General features: G+C 37.6%; 17 protein-coding genes, 1 pseudogene and 1 riboswitch. Of the genes and pseudogenes, 12 read left to right on the forward strand and 6 right to left on the reverse strand.

The genetic code is table 11. The features are described from left to right. Positions 1-4 precede the first annotated feature (4 nt). Both nadR and ubiK read right to left on the reverse strand, forming a co-directional pair. Positions 5-1285, reverse strand: coding sequence for a multifunctional transcriptional regulator/nicotinamide-nucleotide adenylyltransferase/ribosylnicotinamide kinase NadR (nadR, locus tag B0186_RS00270; protein WP_078217389.1), 1281 nt, complete (start codon positions 1283-1285; stop codon positions 5-7). A 77-nt stretch (positions 1286-1362) separates the two neighbouring features. Beyond that, positions 1363-1602: a ubiquinone biosynthesis accessory factor UbiK gene (ubiK, locus tag B0186_RS00275; protein ID WP_078217390.1), complete on the reverse strand. Its 240-nt coding sequence runs from the start codon at positions 1600-1602 to the stop codon at positions 1363-1365. Positions 1603-1698: 96 nt separating this feature from the next. Continuing rightward, positions 1699-1841: riboswitch (FMN riboswitch) on the forward strand. Between the two features lie 109 nt (positions 1842-1950). Between ubiK and ribB the strand changes: the two genes are divergently transcribed. Together ribB and B0186_RS00285 are read left to right on the forward strand one after the other, a co-directional pair. Then, positions 1951-2589: a 3,4-dihydroxy-2-butanone-4-phosphate synthase gene (gene ribB / locus B0186_RS00280; RefSeq protein ID WP_078217391.1), complete on the forward strand. Its 639-nt coding sequence runs from the start codon at positions 1951-1953 to the stop codon at positions 2587-2589. Positions 2590-2719: 130 nt separating this feature from the next. Then, positions 2720-3442: an MgtC/SapB family protein gene (locus B0186_RS00285; RefSeq protein WP_078217392.1), complete on the forward strand. Its 723-nt coding sequence runs from the start codon at positions 2720-2722 to the stop codon at positions 3440-3442. A 56-nt stretch (positions 3443-3498) separates the two neighbouring features. On the opposite strand, the gene proS is transcribed toward B0186_RS00285, so the two are convergent. From proS to B0186_RS00305, 4 genes are all read right to left on the reverse strand, one after another. Then, positions 3499-5214, reverse strand: coding sequence for a proline--tRNA ligase (gene proS, locus B0186_RS00290; RefSeq protein WP_078217393.1), 1716 nt, complete (start codon positions 5212-5214; stop codon positions 3499-3501). A gap of 100 nt (positions 5215-5314) precedes the next feature. Beyond that, entirely contained in the window at positions 5315-5779 is a 465-nt protein-coding gene (gene recX, locus B0186_RS00295; protein WP_078217394.1) for a recombination regulator RecX, read from the reverse strand. A 108-nt stretch (positions 5780-5887) separates the two neighbouring features. Beyond that, a complete protein-coding gene (gene recA / locus B0186_RS00300) occupies positions 5888-6955 on the reverse strand; it encodes a recombinase RecA (RefSeq protein WP_078217395.1) in 1068 nt (355 codons plus the stop codon). Positions 6956-7078: 123 nt separating this feature from the next. Next, complete coding sequence (locus B0186_RS00305; protein WP_078217396.1) at positions 7079-8998, reverse strand: ABC transporter ATP-binding protein; 1920 nt, start codon at positions 8996-8998, stop codon at positions 7079-7081. A 175-nt stretch (positions 8999-9173) separates the two neighbouring features. Here B0186_RS00305 and B0186_RS00310 point away from each other — a divergent pair, with 175 nt between their 5' ends. The 10 genes and pseudogenes from B0186_RS00310 (at position 9174) to trkA (ending at position 18506) form a co-directional block, all read left to right on the forward strand. Further along, a complete protein-coding gene (locus B0186_RS00310; protein WP_115073427.1) occupies positions 9174-9473 on the forward strand; it encodes an SLATT domain-containing protein in 300 nt (99 codons plus the stop codon). Positions 9474-9482: 9 nt separating this feature from the next. Beyond that, positions 9483-10277, forward strand: coding sequence for an SMODS domain-containing nucleotidyltransferase (locus B0186_RS00315; protein ID WP_078217398.1), 795 nt, complete (start codon positions 9483-9485; stop codon positions 10275-10277). A gap of 82 nt (positions 10278-10359) precedes the next feature. Continuing rightward, positions 10360-11373: a type I-C CRISPR-associated endonuclease Cas1c gene (cas1c, locus tag B0186_RS00320; RefSeq protein WP_078217399.1), complete on the forward strand. Its 1014-nt coding sequence runs from the start codon at positions 10360-10362 to the stop codon at positions 11371-11373. Between the two features lie 229 nt (positions 11374-11602). After that, a pseudogene (locus tag B0186_RS00325) lies at positions 11603-12567 on the forward strand (phage portal protein family protein); the annotation flags it as partial. Positions 12568-12692: 125 nt separating this feature from the next. Continuing rightward, positions 12693-13022 carry a hypothetical protein gene (locus B0186_RS00330; protein ID WP_078217400.1) on the forward strand — a complete coding sequence of 110 codons (330 nt, stop codon included), beginning with the start codon at positions 12693-12695 and terminating at the stop codon, positions 13020-13022. Positions 13023-13383: 361 nt separating this feature from the next. Beyond that, entirely contained in the window at positions 13384-13896 is a 513-nt protein-coding gene (gene def / locus B0186_RS00335; RefSeq protein ID WP_078217401.1) for a peptide deformylase, read from the forward strand. A 72-nt stretch (positions 13897-13968) separates the two neighbouring features. Then, the gene (fmt, locus tag B0186_RS00340) at positions 13969-14922 is read left to right on the forward strand and encodes a methionyl-tRNA formyltransferase (RefSeq protein WP_078217402.1); all 954 of its coding nucleotides are present in this window, start codon (positions 13969-13971) and stop codon (positions 14920-14922) included. 14 nt (positions 14923-14936) lie between these two features. Next, positions 14937-16319 carry a 16S rRNA (cytosine(967)-C(5))-methyltransferase RsmB gene (rsmB, locus tag B0186_RS00345; RefSeq protein WP_078217403.1) on the forward strand — a complete coding sequence of 461 codons (1383 nt, stop codon included), beginning with the start codon at positions 14937-14939 and terminating at the stop codon, positions 16317-16319. Between the two features lie 4 nt (positions 16320-16323). Beyond that, a complete protein-coding gene (locus tag B0186_RS00350; protein ID WP_078217404.1) occupies positions 16324-17133 on the forward strand; it encodes a glycosyltransferase family A protein in 810 nt (269 codons plus the stop codon). Further along, the gene (trkA, locus tag B0186_RS00355; RefSeq protein ID WP_078217405.1) at positions 17130-18506 is read left to right on the forward strand and encodes a Trk system potassium transporter TrkA; all 1377 of its coding nucleotides are present in this window, start codon (positions 17130-17132) and stop codon (positions 18504-18506) included. The genes B0186_RS00350 and trkA overlap by 4 nt, the downstream gene beginning before the upstream one ends. The last annotated feature ends 68 nt before the right edge of the window (positions 18507-18574 follow it).

The raw sequence follows: 18574 nt of genomic DNA on the forward strand, positions 1-18574 counted from the left end.
AATACTATTCCTCAAAAATTGAATGATTGCCTGTTTCCGTGGTTAAGCCTGAAATTTCTTCATCATTGAGTACTTTCTCAATAATTGCTTTTACTTGATTGTATCGCTCTAAGTAACTTGGAGAGTCAATTTCAATATAAGATACATTATATTTATCTAGTAATTTTTTTAAAAGTTGCTGGAACCGTTGGCGTTGCTTATTGTTTCCTAAACTGCGTAGCCCATCGTCAACCCATTGAGTATTATTATTTAATAAAATAGTGACATCAAAGGGATACTCTTTGATCATTGAATCTAAAAAAGGATGCGCTTTTCCTTCATACTGGATACAAAATGCTTGAGTTGTAATGAAGTCAGTATCTACAATTGCAATTTTATGCGCATGTCTTACTGCATAATCAATATAACGCTGATGCCCTAAAGCCATTTGTGGATAATCAGAATATTGCATAGCTTGTTCATTACCGCCTAACTGCTCAAACACAAACTCACGCCCATATTCCCATGCTGATGTTGTATTAAATACAGTAGCTAATTTATTAACAAGCGTAGTTTTACCGCTGCTTTCTCCTCCCAAAATAGCAATTGTCTTAGCAAAAAATGGACGCACTTCTTTAGGAATAAATTTCCAATAATGAAATGGATTGTTACGGATTTTTGTTGCTGACACATTCAGGAATTGTCGTTCAGGATCAACTAATTCAACCTGCAAATTCAGATATTTCTCATAAGGTGCTTTGTCTTGAATTTCACTACTAAAAACAATGCTAGGGTTGACATTTTTTTCCTTGAATAGATATTTGACCTGTTCCGCCCATGCAGCCCATCCATTTGGATAACTTGGTAATCCATCTTCTACAAGGTGATGAATAAATATTTGATTTTTCTGATATTTAAAAATCTGTTGCATCCAACGTAAACGATCTTGAACTGTTGGCATTCGTTTCATTTTGCTATCGTAAAATAACTTCAAATCTCGCTCTGTATCGCTACAAACAATCACATGAAGTTCATCTACTTTACTAAATGCCTCGTAGATCATATTAATATGACCCGTATGCACAGGGTAAAACTTACCAAAAATAACACCTATTTTTTTGTTATCGTCCTCGGTTATCTGCAACACTTTATGTAAGGCGGAAAGTTTTGTTGCACTTGGATTTTTGATTTTTCCACTAACCAATTGGTTAAAATAAGCACGAGTGATATTTGCTTGAGTGCAAATATCATTCACTTTTAAATTTAATTGCTTACGTTTTTGTTGCAAATAACTGAAATTCGACATTATTTCTCTCCTTTTATATTAAGGGAAAATGGTGCTACGAGTAACATTAAAAAGTGCGGTAATAAATTGGAAAATTTTTATTTTTCTTGTAATTGTTCTAAACGTTTTTCTAATTCAACAAGTTTTTCACGCGTTCTCATTAAAACTTGTGTTTGCACATCAAATTCTTCTCTTGTAACAATATCGAGTTTAGACAATTGTGCTTGTAACACTTGTTTTAGCTTCATTTCTGCATCTTGCCCTAACTCTTTTACACCTTGTGGCAAAGCATCTTGAATTTGTTGCATGATTTGTTCTATTTTCTTTGGATTTAGCATAATTAAGCTCCATTTTGATATAAATTGCCCCTATTGTATGTAATCTTGCTACAAATAAAAACATTTTTTCTCATTAAACTTTCAGATATACTATATAGGCATTCTCAGGGCAGGGCGAAATTCCCTACCGGTGGTAAGTATTTTAAATATAAGCCCACGAGCGTTTACTTTTAGTAAAGTCAGCAGATTTGGTGAAAATCCAAAGCCGACAGTGATAGTCTGGATGAAAGAGAATAGAGCGAAATGCTATGCTTATCGTTGTTGTTTTTCTATTTATCTAATAGAAAATAGTCTTTTTATCATCAGCCCTGGTTCTGGTATCTATTAATTTATTTAAAGGAATTTACTATGAATCAGTCATTATTATCCCAATTTGGTACATCAGAAGAACGTGTTGAACGTGCCATTGCAGCCTTCAAGAAAGGTAATGGAGTGCTCGTTCTTGATGATGAAGATCGTGAAAATGAAGGCGATCTTATTTTCCCAGCAGAAACAATCACGCCTGAACAAATGGCAAAATTAATCCGCTATGGTAGTGGTATTGTTTGTTTGTGCATTACCGATGAACGCTGTCAACAGCTCGATTTAGCACCAATGGTGAAAGATAATACTAGTGTCAATCAAACAGCGTTTACGGTGACGATTGAAGCCGCACAAGGTGTATCTACAGGTGTGTCAGCACAAGATCGTGTAACCACTATTAGAGCGGCAATAGCTGATAATGCTAAGCCACAAGATCTTAGCCGTCCTGGTCATGTATTCCCACTAAGAGCAAAGAAAGGTGGAGTGTTAGAGCGTAGAGGGCATACAGAAGCTGCAGTTGATTTAGCTTCTTGGTCTGGATATAAGCCTGCAGGAGTTATCTGCGAAATAACAAATGATGATGGCACGATGGCAAGAACACCAGAAATTGTAGAGTTTGGTAAAAAATTTAATTATCCAGTGGTAACCATTGAAGATCTTGTTCATTATGCTACAACAAAATAGTTAATAATATATCAGCACTGCACAGTCAGTGCTGATTAACCTAACTAAAAATTTACCGCACTTTTTTATATTAAATCCCTAATCTTCTTTGATAGAATAGTCGTCCATTTTTCTCAATAAAATCCTATTTATGTACAACTCATTTTCTGCTTTATTTGAACAATTTCTCCAATCGCCGAACTTTACTATTTTGATTAAAATGTCTTTTGCCATGTTATTAGGTGGTGCAATTGGTTTGGAGCGAGAGTTAAAACATAAGCCTGTTGGAGTAAAAACTTGCGTAATTATTGCAGTAACTACTTGTATTCTTACTATTGTGTCGATTAAAGCAGCAGAACATTATGCACAAGTATCGGAAAATATCAGAACGGATCCCATGCGTTTAGCTGCACAGGTCATCAGTGGTATCGATTTTCTTGGCGCTGGGGTAATTTTACGCAAAAATAATGATGCGATTTCTGGTTTAACCACCGCAGCTATTATCTGGGCTGCGGCAGGAATTGGTATTGCAACGGGGGCAGGTTTCTTTTTTGATGCATCAATTGCCACAATTATGATTCTAATCGCTGTTCGAGTTGGTCCTGCTTTACAGCAAATTATTCGCCGTAGCACACGTAGAACCCGTAAAACGAAAATTTATATTCAACTTAGCTCGCCAACAGTGATTAGTAGAATTACGGACATTTTAGTAAATAATAATTACCGAATTGATAGTTTATCCGTTAAGGATTTACAAAATGGCGAAGTGCGTTTAACTATTCGAGGGTTAATCACGGATAAATCAAAAGTACAAAGCGTATATTTATTGTTAAAAGATGAAGAAGGTGTAGTAACTATTGATTTGGCACATTAAACAATAAAAAAGCTAAATGGTTAATTTCATCTAGCTTTTTAAATGTTCTGAATAGATTATGCTTTTACTTGTTGTGCAAGAAACTCTAATAATTGTTCTTTAGCAATCATTTGTTTTTCACCTGTGCGACGATTTTTATATTCAATTTCGCCTTTTTCCAAGTTTTTCTCGCCAATCACAAGCATGTGAGGCACTCCAATTAATTCCATATCAGCAAACATCACTCCTGGGCGTTCTTTGCGATCATCAAAGATAACATCCACACCTTTTGCCAATAAAGTGCGGTATAAATCTTCAGAGAATTGTTGCACTGTTTCAGATTTATGCATATTCATTGGTACGATAGCGACAGTAAAAGGTGCAATTGCATCTGAAGGCCAAATAATACCACGTTCATCATGATGTTGTTCGATAGCCGCAGCAACAACACGGCTCACACCGATACCATAGCAACCCATAATCATCGTTTGTGGACGACCATCTTCACCTTGTACTGTTGCTTTCATTGCTTCTGAATATTTTGTACCTAATTGGAAAATATGCCCAACTTCGATGCCTCGTTTAATTTGTAACGTACCTTGACCATCTGGACTTGGATCGCCTTCCACTACATTACGCAAATCAGCCACTTTAGGCAGTGCAACATCACGCTCCCAGTTAACATTAAAGTAATGTTTACCATCAATATTCGCTCCCGTACTAAAATCATTCATCAATGCCACTGAGCGATCAATAATGGCAGGAATTGGTAAATTTACTGGTCCTAAAGATCCTACTCCTGCGCCAATTTTTGCTTTAATTTCATCTTCATTAGCAAATTCTAGCGGTTCTGCAACTTCAGCTAATTTCTGTGCTTTTACTTCATTTAGCTCATGGTCACCACGAATAATCAAGGCAATAAGAGGTTGTTCCTCAGTTGCACCTTTGACAATCAATGTTTTAACTGTTTTTTCCACTGGCAAATTAAATTGCTCGACTAACTCATTGATTGTTTTCGCATTTGGTGTATCAACTAATTCCATTGTCGCGGTTGCTGCTTGGCGCTCGCCAGTAGCAATTGCTTCGGCTAATTCAATATTCGCAGCGTAGTCAGACTGAGTTGAAAATACAATATCGTCTTCGCCACTTTGTGCTAACACTTGAAACTCATGAGATGCACTACCGCCGATAGATCCTGTATCCGCTTGAACTGCACGGAAATCTAATCCTAAACGAGTAAAAATATTACTGTAAGTTTGATACATGACATCATAAGTATCTTGTAAACATTCTTTGCTAGTGTGGAAAGAATAAGCATCTTTCATTAAAAACTCACGTCCACGCATTACGCCAAAACGAGGGCGCACTTCATCACGGAATTTCGTTTGGATTTGATATAAATTTAATGGTAACTGTTTATAAGAACTGACCTCACGGCGTACTAAGTCAGTGATAACTTCTTCATGGGTTGGTCCTAATACAAAATCACGATTTCCACGATCTACGAAACGTAGTAACTCAGGTCCGTATTGCTCCCAACGTTGAGATTCTTGCCAGAGTTCAGCTGGTTGAACAACGGGCATTTCAACCTCAATTGCACCGCTCTTATTCATTTCTTCACGAACAATATTTTCAACTTTCTTTAACACTCGTAAACCTGTAGGCAACCAGTTATATAGGCCTGATGCCAAAGGGCGCACAATGCCTGCTCGCAACATCAATTGATGACTGACTACTTGAGCATCATTTGGGGTTTCTTTGAGTGTTGATAATAAATATTTACTTGTACGCATTTTTATTCCTATATTTCATAATTTTGAATGAAAAAATTGGCGATAGTGTATCACTGAGTACTGTTAGAACAAAGTAAAAGGGGCAAGAAAGCAAGATTTTTTAGTCAAGAAAATAATCATCATCTCCGCAACCAATATAATTTGTAAATTCATCATGACTAAAACCATGTGAAAGCATGTAGCGCCAGATTTTTTGTTTTGTTTTTAAGTCTTGTTTTTCCCGATATTGTGGAAATTTTTTGCGTAAAACCTGTAATGCGATTTCGCTCCAATCAATTTCGCTTTCCTGTTCAACTTCATAAATAAGTTCTGCTTGAATGCCTTTTAATTGCTGTAACTCTTGTTTAATGCGAATCAGACCATAGCCACGCTGTGCACGATGATAGAAATAGTTTTCAGCAAAACGTTTATCATTTTGCCAATTTTTTTGTTGGCAATGGGCAAGCGTTTGTTCAATTTCTTGCTCTGTAAAATTTTTTTCCTGCATTTTGCAACGAAGTTCAAATTCGCTATATTCACGCCGTGCGAGTAAACTCATTACATAGCCTAATGCAAGTGAGGACATATATTTTTCCTTAATAGCTAGAAATGTCGATAAAGAAAATTGAGATAAAGAAAAGTGCGGTAGTTTTTACCGCACTTTCGATGATGAGAGTTAAACTCTCGGTACTAATTAAAAGTCGCTTTCAGTTTCGGAAATATCTTGATCTGCTTCTGACTCAATGTCTGCTAATAAGGCTTTTTCTGGGTTAGCTAATAATTCTGCACGCAATTTTTGTTCTAAAATAGCAGCTTGTTCAGGATGTTCAGTTAGCCATTTCATTGCATTTGCTTTACCTTGCCCGATTTTTTCTCCTTCATAAGAGAACCAAGAACCAGATTTATTTACTAATTTGTGTTTCACACCAAGTTCAATAAGCTCGCCATTTCTGGAAATGCCTTCGCCATATAAAATTTGGAAGTCAACTTGGCGGAATGGCGGTGCAACTTTGTTTTTAACCACTTTCACTCGAGTTTCATTACCAATCACTTCGTCGCCACTTTTCACGCTACCAACACGACGAATATCAAGACGAACAGATGCGTAGAATTTTAGTGCATTACCTCCCGTGGTTGTTTCTGGGTTACCAAATAATACACCTATTTTCATCCGAATTTGATTGATAAATACTACTAAACAATTTGAGTTTTTAATTTGACCTGTTAATTTACGCAAGGCTTGTGACATTAATCTTGCTTGTAAGCCCACATGGGGATCTCCCATTTCCCCTTCAATTTCTGCTTTTGGCGTTAAAGCAGCAACAGAGTCAACGATAACCACATCAACAGCGCCAGAACGAACTAAAGCATCACAAATTTCTAAGGCTTGTTCTCCATTATCTGGTTGAGAAATTAATAATTCTTTAACATCCACGCCTAACTTGGCGGCATAAATTGGATCTAAGGCATGTTCTGCATCAATAAAAGCACAGACTTTGCCTGCTTTTTGTGCTTGAGCAATAACAGATAAAGTTAATGTTGTTTTACCAGAAGATTCAGGTCCGAAAATTTCAACGATACGTCCCATAGGTAAACCGCCAATTCCCAACGCCACATCTAGACTAAGGGAACCTGTGGAAATGGATTCAATATCTAATTTTTGGGTTTCCCCTAATTTCATAATTGCACCTTTACCAAATTGCTTTTCAATTTGTCCAAGTGCGGCTTCAAGTGCTTTTGCTTTTTCTTCTGGGGTTGCCATTTTATACCTCAAATAAATTATTTATCAGAATTTATATACAATATTATACTGTATTCACATACAGTGCAATTTAAAATTTGATCTTTTTAGAAATTTTGCGATCCAATGCATAAAAACAGAAAATTATTCCATATTATTGATTAAATTTTCTAGTTCCTCTTGCAATGTGAACCATGACATTTCCACTTCTTCTAAGTCTTTTTTAAGCTGCACTTGTTCATTTAAAAGTGCGGTCAGTTTTGCCTTATTTTCTGCTTGATAAAGTGCGGTGTCAGAAAGTTGCATTTCAATATCTTGTAACTGTTGCTGATAGTTTTCCATTTTGCTTTCAAAGTTAGCAATTTTTTTGCGCAATGGTGCACTTTGCTGGCGTAGCTCCGCTTCTCTACGTTTTTGCTCTTTACGATGATTACTGCTGTTTTCGTTGTTATTGGTGCTTTTTTCACTATTCTTTGCTGTGCTATTAATTTCATTTAACCACTTTTGATAATCTTCCAAATCGCCTTTAAACTCTTCCACTTGTTTATCATGTACCAAATAAAATTCTTCCACGGTATTGCGCAATAAATGGCGATCATGAGAAACCACTACCAACGAACCTTGATAATCCACTAATGCCTCGGTTAAGGCTTGGCGCATATCTAAATCTAAATGGTTAGTCGGTTCATCTAACAACAATAAATTTGGGCGTTGCCAAACAATAATGGCGAGCACTAAACGTGCTTTCTCACCTCCAGAAAAAGAAGATACAGCTTGATTGACTTTATCGCCATGGAAAGCAAAGCTCCCCAAATAATCACGCAATTGTTGTTCCGTCTGCTGTGGGGCAATTTTTTGCATATGCCATAAGGCGCTTTCTTCTGCTCGCAACGTATCTAATTGATGTTGAGCAAAATAGCCTAATTGCACGCCTTTGGCTAATTGAATATTGCCTGAAAGTGCGGTCAATTCTCCCGCTAATAATTTAATTAAGGTAGATTTTCCCGCACCATTTTTCCCAAGCAAGCCGATACGAGAGCCCGGTACTAAATTGAGCTTAATTTTTTGCAAAATTTCCACCGCACTTTCACCCTCGCCATAGCCAGCGCTCGCTTTTTCAATAGATACTAAAGGATTAGGCAAGGCTAAAGGCTCACGAAATTCAAAAGTAAAAGGATTGTCCACATAAGCTGGTGCAATAAGTTCCATGCGCTCTAATGCCTTCACTCGACTTTGCGCTTGTTTTGCTTTGCTGGCTTTAGCTTTAAAACGATCAATATATTTTTGTAGATGACTGATTTTTTGTTGCTGTTGGCGATAAAGTGCGGTTTGTTGTGCTAATTTTGTGGCACGTTGCACCTCAAAAGAAGAATAGTCACCGCTATATTCATGCAATTTCTGTTGTTCAATGTGGATAATCTTATTCACAATAGGATCAAGAAAATCACGGTCATGAGAAATTAAAATCAAGGTGCCTTGATATTGCACTAACCAGAGTTCTAACCAAATTACCGCATCTAAATCCAAATGGTTGGTTGGCTCATCTAATAACAGCAAATCGGAACGGCAAAGTAACGCTTGGGCAAGATTAAGGCGCATACGCCAACCACCAGAGAAAGATTTTACTGCTTTGCTTAAATCTTCTTGGTTAAAACCTAAACCATGTAAAAGAGAAGCCGCTCTTGCTTGAATTGTCCAAGCGTCAATAGTATCTAATTGAGCATGAATACGTGCAATATCATTGCCATTATTATTTTCGTTAGCCTCTTTTAAGGCTTGCTGTAATTGACAATATTCACGATCGCCCTCGATAACATAATCCAAAGCGCTGATTTCTAAAGCGGGAGTTTCTTGATTTACCCAAGCCATTGCCCAATTATTTGGAAAGCTAACTTCTCCCCCCTCCGCACTCATTTCTTTTTTGAGCAAGGCAAATAAAGAAGATTTACCACAGCCGTTTTTCCCCACTAAGCCGACTTTTTGACCGGGATTAATGCTTGCGCTGGCGTTTTCTAAGAGCAAAGTTTGCCCACGTTTTAAGGTTAAATTTGTAAAAAGGATCATTTGATTTTGAATATTATTAATGAGGTTAGATGTTATCTCAGCAAAAGTATGGGCTATTTTACTGAATTAGAGAAAAAAATCATTGCACTTTTTCAGATCTTAACGTTTGAGTATGAGTTAGTGATAAATCGTATTAAGGGGTTACTGCTTTTCGGTTAGAAAAAAGTAATTCTTTATAGCTTTTGAGAAAGTATCAATAACGGGGCTAACAACATTTTTGGAATGCTCTAAAAAAGCAGAAAATCATAAAATGTCAGGTAATTCTTTCTTAAAAATCAAGAATAAAGCTAGGTACTTAAGAGATATAAAAAGCCAGTGCATTACTGATGATGAGTACGAGAGGCTAGTAAGTGAGCTTTTAGAGCAGAAAGATGAATTAAATTCAATTAGCTTGGCTATTCCTGATTTTGCATATAAGAAAGCAAAAGCTGAGATTGAGGAAGGGTTCGCAGATTATAGTATTGATAAGAAATAAGGATTCAAAATGACAGTAAGTTCATATTTAAATAATTTAGCTGACAATCTGATGATTAGAGATAATGAGAAAGACTCTATTAGAAAATCTTTTGATGTATTAGTGTATCGTTTAAATAACTATTTTGGGGAGGATATTGGCTTTGTAAGAACATTTGGTTCATCTCACAGAGAAACTATATTACCAAGAGAGTATGATCCAAATTCTGATGTTGATGTATTGGTTAAATTTACGAATAGATTATATAAGCCTCAGACATATCTAAATAAACTAAGAGAATTTGCTGAGTATTGGTATTCACGTTCAGAAATTTATCAATCAAATCCTACTATTGTTTTAGAGTTAAATCATATCAAGTTTGAATTAGTTCCGTGTCTTGATGCTTCATGGTATGAAAATGGTAATTATAAAATACCATCCAAGGCCAGTGATTATCAAGAGTGGTTATTAACATCTCCATTTGATTTTCATGATGAGCTTATAAAAATAAACAAAAAATTTGACTATAAAATCAAGCCTTTGATTAGGGTTATAAAAAGATGGAATACCAATACTAGATATTCAAAAATTTATGATTCTTTTAAGTCAGAAGAAAAAATTGTAAATTATGGCTTTTCTTATGTGAATAATAGCCTAAAAGATTATTTTTTTGATTTTGTCATAAATATGAATATTTCTGATTTGATCTATAAATATCAACGAGAAGAGGTTAAAAAACTTGTTGCTAAAATAAAAGAAATACAGCGTTATGAAAAAGAATATCCTAATTGGGCTGAGAGTGAATTAAGAAAGTTTTTTGATTAGTGTTTGCTAATAGTTTTCAGGGTAGTCTGAATAACTAATTATTTCACCCAAAAGTGCGATCAAATTTTTAGGAATTTTAACCATGCGCAAACTCCAAAACACTCTCTACATTACCACCCAAGGTACTTACTTACACAAAGAACGTGAAACCTTGGTGGTGGAACAGGATCGTAAAAAGGTCGCTCAGCTGCCCATTCATTCGATTGGGCATATTTTCTGTTTTGGCAATGTGCTAGTGTCGCCATTTTTGATGGGATTTTGTGGCGAAAATAACGTCAATTTGACATTTTTTACTGAAAATGGACGTTATTTAGGGCGCTTGCAAGGGCGACAAAGTGGGAATGTCTTGCTACGTCGTGCCCAATATAAAATGTCTGAGTTAAATCCCATTCCTGTAGCTCGCAATATTATCGCAGCCAAAATTCAAGCCTCTAAACGTGTATTGCAACGCCAAATTCGTAATCATGGCGAAAATACGGAGCTGGAAAAAGCAATTAATGCGTTAAATTACAGTTTGCAACAGTTGAAAACGGCAGATAATTTAGAGCTTATTAGAGGAATTGAAGGCGATGCTGCCTCACGTTATTTTGCGGTATTTTCCCATTTGATTAAACAAAATAGCGGTTTTCATTTTGATGGACGCAATCGTCGTCCACCGCATGATGGGGTGAATGCCTTGCTATCTTTCCTTTATAGCATTGTCGGAAAAGATATTAGTGGGGCGTTGCAAGGTGTCGGTCTAGATCCGCAAATTGGCTTTTTGCATGCCGATCGTCCAGGGCGAGATAGCTTAGCACAAGATATTTTGGAAGAGTTTCGAGCTTGGTGGGTGGATAGAATGGTGTTGTCACTAATCAATCGCGGGCAAATTAAACCTGATGATTTTGTCACAGAAGCAAGCGGTGCAGTGACTCTCAAGCCTGATGCTCGCAAATTGTTATTCCAAACCTTACAAGCGAAAAAACAAGAAAAAATTAAGCATCCTTTTCTTGATGAAGAGGTTGAAATCGGCTTGTTACCTTATATTCAAGCCATGTTGCTCGCTCGCCATTTGCGGGGAGATTTAGCTGAATATCCACCATTCTTAATGCGTTAAAATTTGCAAAAAATTGCTAAAATCCGACCGCTCTTTATTGTAAGGAACGAGATTATGCTGATGTTAATTACTTATGATATTTCCTTTGATGGTTCGATAAGCTCGGGTTCTCCCTCGCTTTCCTGTGCAGCCGCCTTCGCGCGGCTGTGAATTGAAACCGATCATATTTTAGTTACGTCGGCCAAGGATGACGCAGCCGCCTTCGCACGGCTGTGAATTGAAACAGCGGCGTGATCCAGCTTGGTTTATGACACCGACTGAACAACGCAACAGCTTACGTTTGCGTGATGGTTCAGTTACAGGTATTGAGTTACAGAAATTTGGCTGGATTACACATATTGCGAAAGCAAAAACTGGTTATCTTTCTCGCATTGGTCTAGTTCGCACTCTCGTGTGGCCGTTTCTTTATAAAAACTATTCAGCACGAGATTTTGCTGAGTTTTTGGAGATTTATGGCTTACCTATGCGATTGGGTAAATATCCTGAAGGGGCAACGCCAACAGAAAAAAACACCTTATTACGTGCAGTAATGAGCATTGGTCATAATGCAGGAGGGATTATTCCACGAGGAATGGAGATTGAATTTCAGAATGCAGCTGATGGTGACAGTTCATCATTTATGGCAATGATTGAATGGGCTGAAAAATCCATGTCTAAGGCGATTTTAGGGGGGACATTAACCTCACAAGCAGATGGTGCAACCTCAACTAATGCTTTAGGCAATGTACACAACGAAGTGCGGTCAGAATTGCGTGATGCCGATTTAAAACGCCTACAAGCAACGCTAACCCGTGATTTGATCTATCCGCTGTATGATTGAACTGTAAGTCTTTTAATGATGCACGCCGCATTCCTCGCTTAGAATTTGATGTATCTGAGAGTGAAGACATTAATAGCTTTGCTGATGGATTAAATAAGTTAGTGGATATTGGTTTTAAAATTCCTACACAGTGGGCACATGATAAATTACAAGTGCCAATTGCCGCCGATGATGAGCCTGTCTTGGAACGTAAAACGACACCAGAAATGACTGCACTTTTATCCGCTCAACACAAACCTCATCAGAAAATAGCGGTGTTAAGTGCCACTCGTGATCCTGATGACTTGCTTGATGAGTTAGAACCAACGCCAGAGCAATATCAAGAAGTGATTGATCCTATATTAAAGCCTGTTGTTGAGGCATTGCCAACTGGATTAGCCAAATGCTTAGTAAAAATAAACACGATAATAAATATATGTCGGTGGGGATTATTACCTCAAAAATTGCAGAGGCTGTTAAAAATCTATCAGGTAAACGTGGTTCAGAATTGTTGTTAGTGATGAGCGAGCGTAATTTTACGCACGCAAATAGCCCTAAACATATTCAAAAAGGCATTGCACTTACGCAAGAAGAATATGCCAAGCTGCCGATGATTATTGCCGAACCACACTTGTTGCTATTTGATAAATCAGATAAACATCACAACCTGATTTACATTAACCGAGAGGAAAATATCAAAGTGATCGTGGATTTGCCTATTAAACAGCAGAAATTGAAACCACAGAAAGATGTTGATGTGCTTATCAACACTTACAAAATCAAAGACTATTCGGATATTTTAGGCAAGATTAAGAAAGGCGATTATGTGGTTATTGAAGGGACTCCATAAAAAATTAAAGGGGCGTAAGCCCCTACGCAAGCCACAGGAGTCGAACCTATTGCTCCCCCATACAAATCTTGTATGACGTAGACTTACCGTTAGTCGATACTTGCCTGAATAAAATCTACTCTTGTTTTTACAGGAAGTCAAATGCAAATGCAGCCGCCTTAGCGCTGCTGTGAATTGAGATTTATGCTGCTTATATATGATGCTGGTTTTTTTATCACATAGATTGACTTTTAATTTTTTGTTTCTTAATTAGTACGTTTGTGTTTTTTTCTTCCCTATGCATTATTCCCTTAAAAAAGCCCATAAAAACGGGTAGAATAAGCTCACTTTTTAACTTATATAAAAAAGATGAAAGGAACTTATGGCATTATTAAATGTATTAATTTATCCCGATGAGCGTTTAAAAACGGTGGCAGAGCCGGTAAGCGTTTTTGACGAGGAATTACAGACTTTTATTGATAATATGTTTGAAACTATGTATCACGAAGAAGGTATTGGTTTAGCAGCAACACAAGTGGATGTACATAAACGTGTGATTACTATCGATATTGAAGGAACGAAAGAAAATCAAATTGTGTTGATTAATCCTGAAATCCTTGAAGGTTGTGGCGAAACCGGTATCGAAGAAGGTTGTTTATCTTTACCGGGTTTGCGTGGTTTTGTGCCTCGTAAAGAAACGGTAAAAGTGAAAGCGCTAAATCGCCAAGGTGAAGAGTTTATTTTAGATGCTGATGGCTTGTTGGCTATTTGTATTCAACATGAAATCGATCATTTAAATGGCATCGTTTTTGCTGATTACTTGTCACCATTAAAACGTCAGCGCATGAAGGAAAAACTGGTCAAATTACAAAAACAGATTGCAAAAAATCGCTAAATTAAACTATAGGTGGACGGATTGTCCGCCTTTTGTTTTATTCCTCAATCCCATAACGTAGAACATTATCTTATGAAACCATTAAATATTATTTTTGCTGGCACGCCAGATTTTGCTGCACAGCATCTACAAGCTCTACTTCAATCTCAACACAATGTTATTGCTGTTTACACTCAACCAGATAAACCCGCTGGGCGTGGGCAAAGTTTGCAAGCAAGTGCGGTGAAAATTTTAGCCGAAAAACATCAAATCCCTGTTTATCAACCGAAATCCTTACGCAAATCTGAAGCGCAAGAAGAACTGCGAGCATTAAATGCTGATGTCATGGTAGTCGTGGCTTATGGTTTGATTTTGCCTTTGGCTGTATTGCAAGCGCCTCGTTTGGGTTGTTTAAATGTGCATGGTTCACTGCTACCACGTTGGCGTGGCGCAGCCCCTATTCAGCGTGCAATTTGGGCTGGCGATAAGCAAACTGGTGTGACGATTATGCAGATGAATGAGGGCTTAGACACGGGCGATATGTTGCACAAAGTGTATTGCGATATTGCACCAACGGAAACCTCCACTTCCCTCTACAATAAATTAGCGGAAATTGCACCAAGTGCATTAATTGAAGTATTAGACGGTTTAGAGCAAGGCTTGTTTAAAGCAGAGGTACAAGAGGAAAGTTTGAGTAATTATGCGGAAAAACTTTCTAAGGAAGAAGCAAAACTAGATTGGACTTTATCCGCAGAGCAATTAGAGCGTTGTATTCGTGCTTTTAATCCATGGCCAATTAGTTATTTTGTTACACAAGATAGTCAAGGTAAGCCACAAACCTTAAAGGTTTATCAAGCCTCCGTTTTACCTCATCAAGATAAACCTTGTGGCACCATTCTTGCAGCGGATAAGAAAGGTATTCAAGTGGCAACGGCAAAGGGTGTTTTAAACTTAGAGCAATTACAACCAGCAGGCAAAAAGCCAATGTCAGCACAAGATTTATTAAATGGGCGAGCAGATTGGTTTAAAGTGGGGCAAGTGCTATGAACAAGGCGAAACCCATGAATAAGATTGGCAAAAACAAAAGAGCGGTAAAATCTACCGCACTTTTAACCTCTCGTTCCGTGCGTGCCCTTGCCGCTGAAATGATTTTACAAGTATTGGATCAAGGCAAATCCCTTTCCGCCTTATTGCCAGAACAACAAAGTGCGGTAAAACCACAGGATTTTCCTTTGTTACAAGAAATTTGTTTTGGGATTTGTCGAGTTTTACCTCGCTTAGAGCGCATTACTCAGTTTTTGTTGGATAAACAATTGAAAGGTAAAACCCGAATTGTGCATTGCTTGTTATTGGTTGGGTTATATCAAATTTTATACACACGTATCCCTGCACATGCTGCAGTTGATGAAGTGGTTTCAGCAGCCAAAGGGTTAAAATCAGACAGTTTTCGTGGTTTGCTAAATGCAGTGTTGCGCCGTTTTTTACGTGAACAAGAGCAAATTCTTGCTGTAGTAGATAAACATTGGCAGACCTTGCACCCAGAATGGTTGGTCAATAAATTAAAGAAATCTTATCCAAATTGGCGAGAAATTGTTGAGGAAAATAATCAAAAACCGCCGATGTGGTTACGTGTGAATTTGCAGCATTGTTCAGTTGTAGATTATCAGCAACTTTTAGCAGCGCAGGAAATCGCAGCCTCAAGCACAAATCACCCACAAGCATTACGTTTGCATCAAGCAAGTGCGGTCAATTTATTACCTCATTTTGAGCAAGGCTGGGTGACGGTTCAGGATTTACATGCACAATGGTCAGCTTTATTGCTTGAGCCAGAAGATAACGAACTCATTTTAGATGCTTGTGCAGCACCGGGTGGAAAAACAACCCATATTTTAGAAAAGGCACCGAAAGCAAAAGTTGTGGCTTTAGATATTGAGCCAGCTCGTTTACAACGAGTCAGTGAAAATTTAGATCGTATGCAACAGCAAGCTACTGTTGTGCGTGGCGATGCAACTCAGCCTGAACAGTGGTTAGAAAAAATTGATTTTGCGGCTATGGGGTTAGAGGTTAAGAGCAAAAGTGCGGTGCAATTTGACCGAATTTTATTAGATGCGCCTTGTTCTGCCACTGGGGTTATTCGCCGCCACCCTGATATAAAATGGCTTCGCCAAGAAACAGATATTGCGCCTTTGGTGCAATTACAAGGACAAATTTTAGAAGCACTTTGGGCAAAATTAAAACCAGAAGGCATTTTAGTTTATGCCACTTGTTCTTTGTTACCAGAAGAAAATAGCCAACAAATTCAGCATTTCTTAGCCAAACATTCAGATGCAAAATTAGAGCCATTACCTTTTGCTCATAATGATGAAATTGGTCACCAATTTGTACCAACAGAACAAGGTGGAGATGGCTTTTATTATGCAAAATTGAGAAAAATACGAGCATAAGCCCATGAATTTTCCCAACATTGATGTGATTATTCCCTGTTTTAATGCCATAGCGACTTTAGAACGGACACTAATATCCGTGATTAATCAAGCGAATTTAGGCAAAATTTGGCTGATTGATGATTGCTCTACAGATCAAACTTATGAATATATGCAACTCTGGGCAAGATCTTACCCTGATAAAATTAGGGTTGAGAAAATGCCACAAAATAGTGGTGTCGCTAAAACTCGAAATTGGGGCGCATTACAATCTGAAGCAGAGTTTATCGCATTTTTAGATGCCGATGATGCTTATGAAGTTGGAGCTTTGGAGGTTGCGAGTAGTGTTTTTCATTTTCGCCCAGAAGTAAATGTGGTTCGTTTAGCATTGAAACCAATTAACCTTGCAGAACGTTATGCTCAGCATCCTAATTTTGCTTATGCTTGGCGACACATGGAAATGACATGTGGTGGGAATACGGTTTTTCGCCGTAGTTTCTTCTTAGCTTGTGGAGGTTTTCCACAACATCAGCTATTTCGTGAATTAGGGGGCGAAGATGGCGCTTTAGGCATCGCAACAACAAAAGTAGGTGTTGTCGCCACATTATTTAATGATATTGGCGTATTACATTATTGCCGAGAAGGCATGCATGCCCAACGATTACTTGATGCTATTTTATTTAACCAAAGATCTAGTCAAATTACGGAAGAAAAAATAGCTTATGCAGACCAAGTTACAGAAAATATCTGTCAGCAAATCAAACAGTTAAAGCAAAGTTTAAATAGCGAGGATATAGGTATTAGGCCCTTGCAAATTGAGAGAGGAAATTTATGAAAATTATTATCTTAGGTGCAGGACAAGTAGGAACTACCCTTGCTGAAAGTTTAGTGAGTGAAGATAACGATATTACTTTAGTGGATAATAATGAGGCACGTTTAGAGCATTTACAGGATAAGCATGATTTAAGAGTGCTAAATGGATCTGCATCTTCGCCACGAGTTTTGCGTGAGGCGGGTGCACCTGATGCGGATTTGTTAGTAGCAGTAACAAGTTCAGATGAAACCAATATGATCTCTTGCCAAATTGCTTATACCTTATTTAATACGCCGACTAAAATTGCGCGTATTCGTGATGCGGAATATTGGCGTGAAAAAGACAAATTATTTCAACCGCACATGATCCCAATTGATCATATTATTTCGCCAGAACAGCTTGTTACAGCTGAAATCACTCGCTTAATTGATTATCCCGGCGCATTGCAGGTAGCCCATTTAGCTGATGAAAATATTAGTATTGTAGTCGTCAAAGCCTATTATGGTGGACCTTTAGTTGGTTATGCACTTTCCGCATTAAAAGATCATATGCCGCATATTGATTGCCGTATTTTATCTATTTTGCGTCAAGATAAAGTTATTCGCCCACAAGGTTCGACAATTATTGAGGCTGGCGATGAAGTGACTTTTATTTGTGCCACCATTCATATTAAAGCGGTTATGTCAGAGCTACAACGCTTAGAAAAACCTTATAAGCGAGTAATGATTATTGGCGGTGGAAATATTGCTGTTGGTGTTGCTAAGAAACTAGAAAATCATTGCACAGTAAAACTTATTGAACGTAATGCAGAAAGAGCTACTTTACTCGCAGAAAAATTATCTAAAACCCTAGTATTCCATGGCGATCCTTCAGATCAATCTCTCTTATTTGAAGAACATATTGAAAATGTGGATGTGTTCTTGTGTTTAACGAGCGATGATGAGGCAAATATTATGTCTGCATTATTAGCTAAACGCCTTGGGGCAAAAAAAGCGATGGTGTTGATACAACGCATGGCATACATTAATTTAGTGCAGGGCGGTACTATCGATATTGCTGTTTCACCACAACAAGCAACTATTTCTGCATTGCTAGGACATGTGAGAAAAGGAGATATCGCCAATGCGCTTTCGTTACGCCATGGCATCGCTGAAGTATTGGAAATAATCGTACATGGTGATGAAACCACATCACAGGTGATTGGGCGTAAAATTCGAGAACTCAAATTACCAAATGGGGCGGTTATCGGGGCTATCTTACATCAAGGTGCGGTCATTATTGCGCAAAAAAATATTATGATTGAAAGTGGCGATCATGTGATTGTTTATTTAAGTGATAAAAAATATGTGCCAGAAATTGAGAAATTATTTCAACCGAATGCCTTTTTTATTTAAAGAAATGTAAATTTTCTGTACTTCAAAAAGAAACTCTCTATAATCTGCGTTCCTTATATCAGTCTATT

Origin of the sequence: Canicola haemoglobinophilus, from assembly GCF_002015075.1 — a bacterium.
GTDB classification, from domain to species: Bacteria; Pseudomonadota; Gammaproteobacteria; order Enterobacterales; family Pasteurellaceae; genus Canicola; species Canicola haemoglobinophilus.